The following is a 2,522-nucleotide window of genomic DNA, read 5'->3' as shown; positions in this document are numbered from 1 at the left end:
GTCCCCCAGCGCTTTAACGCGCCGGGGGACTGTCCCCTCTTTTTTCGTTTTTTTAACTCATTTTCGGCTTAGCCACCAAGCCTTGTTGTTCAGATGAGTCCTTCTGAATCAGGAAGGAGGTGAGTAAGGCCAAGATACTGCCTACAAACCCGAATATAAAGAGATGATGAATGCCTTGCATAAAGTTGGCTCCGCTTGTTAATAACGCTCCCATGATGGTTACGCCAATGGCAGTCCCCATATTCCGGCAGAACATAAAGAAAGAAGTGGAAATCCCTCTTTCCGTTGCGCCGACCAGCTGCTGCACACCGATCATGCCAACGGTAGTGAGTAGACCGAACGCTAAGCCTTGAACAATCATCACTAGAAAAATAAACCAGAAACCGTGACTTGGATCAAGCAGAGTTAACAGTGCGCCAGACAGGAACAATAAAGCATTCCCGATGATTAACAAGATGCGATAGCCATACTTTAAGATCCATTTACCTGCTGGCACGGCCGCGGCCATCCAACCAATAGCCGTTCCGAGTAAGGCCACTCCGCTTAGGAACAGCGAAAGCCCAGCGATATTTTGCAAGAACAACGGAACAAAACTGGAAGCCCCAAATAAAGCGGTCGTCCCAATAAAGGCATTGATGTTGATGCTTGATATCATCTTATTTTTAAACATTGAAAGCGGAACGATAGGTGACTCTTGTTTCTTTTCGAAAAAGTAAAAGACCACTAAGAAGACAATACCGATGATTGCGTATAGGACGCGATTGTCCTTCACAATCGTATCTAATAGCAGGAACGTGACACCGACAGCGAATAGAATAGCGCCGATGTAGTCGACCTTCGCTTTTCTAGGTTGATAATTTTCTTTGTAAGGAAGCAGTGTGATAAACGAAATTAAGCACACCGGCAAATTGACGAAGAAAATCCAGCGCCAGGTCATAAACTCTACAAAGAATGATCCTAGTAATGGTGCAAGTACGGCGGACAAGCCCCACATCGCCGTAAACAAGGCTTGGATTTTGCCTCGTTTTTCAACGGAAAACAAGTCACCGGCAATGATCGCAGGGAACGGCATCATGAATCCCGCGCCAATTCCTTGTACGGCACGGAAAAGGACCAATTGGACCATGTTAGCGGAAATTCCGCAAAGGAGCGATCCAACTAAGAATAGGAGGATTCCGGTACCAAATACTCTTTTACGTCCGAATAAATCTGATAATCTACCAGCCACAGGTGAAAGAATAGTGCTGGTAATCATGTAGGACGCGAACGACCACGCATAGAGGTCAAAACGGCCTAACTCTTTTGCAATGATGGGCATCGTCGTATTCATAATCGTCGAATCGATGGATGCAACTAACATCGCAAGAACAATACTAACCATCACAGTTGTTCTGCTTTTCATCTATATAACCCCTTTGTTATCGAAAAATTTCCGAAATGTAAAAATCTTGAACTTGAGATATAGTAAAGCAAATTGTTGTGCCTGTCAAGAAGAAAGCGGCGGGGAGGTTGGCTTTTTTAATAGATATGTAGATATCCTCTTAAAATATGTAGATATAGATGGAATTTGTGTAGATAAAGTTTAAAAGTCTGTAGATATCTCTGGAAAATGTGTAGATATATCACGAAAGTGTGTAGATAAATAGGTAACAAGTCCATTTTCCTGTAAAATAGGACAAATAGACATATATAACGAAAGGAGGTTTTGCGCATGGGAAGGAGAAAGTGGTGGATTATTGCGGTAATCATCTGGATGACCGGAATCTTCTGTGCGACACAGCTTCCGTACTTCACGGGCGAAAATACATCCAAGACCATTGAAAAGGTAGTCGATACGGAGCACAAGAGTATTGATACACCAAGTGCGGACCATGGGGTGATTAAGGTGATCAACTTCCTTATTCGAAAGGCGACACATCTTACTGCTTTTGGAATCTTAGCATTTTTATTGTTCAAATCCCTTGAAACCACTCGTTTTTCATATCTACTCGCTTGGATTCTGACGGCTCTATACGCGATGAGTGATGAATATCATCAATCCTTTATGCCCGGCAGGACGGCTACTTATAAGGATGTCCTAATTGATGCCTGTGGGGCATTGGTTGTTTTGTCGCTCATTTATCTTTTTAGAAAAAAGAAGAGAGCCTATTAGAAAAAGAAGGAAAGAGCAACCACCCATGCTCTTTCCTTCTTTTTTAATTATCGTGTACAATTGGCTGGTCCAGCACATCTGTATCAACTGTATTGGTTGAACTTGCTCCATTAATCGTTACAATATTTACACCAGTGTTGCTAATACCCGAACCACTGAAACTTTTCGAAGCACTCTTCGGCGATACAAATACCGCTCCGCCAAACTGTACTATTCCGCCACTCACTGTATCAATCTTCACTTGCCCTGGCACAAAAGACATACACAAACATCCTTTTCAATTAAACGTGTAATGTAGTCTATGCTAAAGTCCAACCATTTGTTCATTGGGGACAGTCCCCCGCTGCGTTAAAGCGCCGGGGGACTGTCC

The 2,522-nt window shown here is 43.2% G+C and carries 3 protein-coding genes; 1 reads left to right on the top strand and 2 read right to left on the bottom strand.

Annotated features, from left to right (window positions below):
• Window positions 1-52 precede the first annotated feature (52 nt).
• Complete coding sequence (locus tag ABES03_RS25570; RefSeq protein ID WP_430122011.1) at window positions 53-1,402, bottom strand: MFS transporter; 1,350 nt, start codon at window positions 1,400-1,402, stop codon at window positions 53-55.
• A 309-nt stretch (window positions 1,403-1,711) separates the two neighbouring features.
• On the opposite strand from ABES03_RS25570, the gene ABES03_RS25565 reads away from it, so the two are divergent.
• Window positions 1,712-2,152 carry a VanZ family protein gene (locus tag ABES03_RS25565; RefSeq protein ID WP_430122009.1) on the top strand — a complete coding sequence of 147 codons (441 nt, stop codon included), beginning with the start codon at window positions 1,712-1,714 and terminating at the stop codon, window positions 2,150-2,152.
• Window positions 2,153-2,195: 43 nt separating this feature from the next.
• On the opposite strand, the gene ABES03_RS25560 is transcribed toward ABES03_RS25565, so the two are convergent.
• A complete protein-coding gene (locus ABES03_RS25560; protein WP_430122007.1) occupies window positions 2,196-2,414 on the bottom strand; it encodes a spore germination protein in 219 nt (72 codons plus the stop codon).
• Window positions 2,415-2,522: the final 108 nt, after the last annotated feature.

The sequence above is a fragment of the Neobacillus rhizosphaerae genome, assembly GCF_050477885.1.
GTDB classification, from domain to species: domain Bacteria; phylum Bacillota; class Bacilli; order Bacillales; family Cytobacillaceae; genus Neobacillus; species Neobacillus rhizosphaerae_A.
This window is presented reverse-complemented; position numbering and strand designations above follow the sequence as displayed.

Coding starts and splice junctions, on each gene's coding strand:
- ABES03_RS25560 (WP_430122007.1), bottom strand. CDS start 2,414: ATGTCTTTTGTGCCAGGGCAAGTGAAGATTGATACAGTGAGTGGCGGA.
- ABES03_RS25565 (WP_430122009.1), top strand. CDS start 1,712: ATGGGAAGGAGAAAGTGGTGGATTATTGCGGTAATCATCTGGATGACC.
- ABES03_RS25570 (WP_430122011.1), bottom strand. CDS start 1,402: ATGAAAAGCAGAACAACTGTGATGGTTAGTATTGTTCTTGCGATGTTA.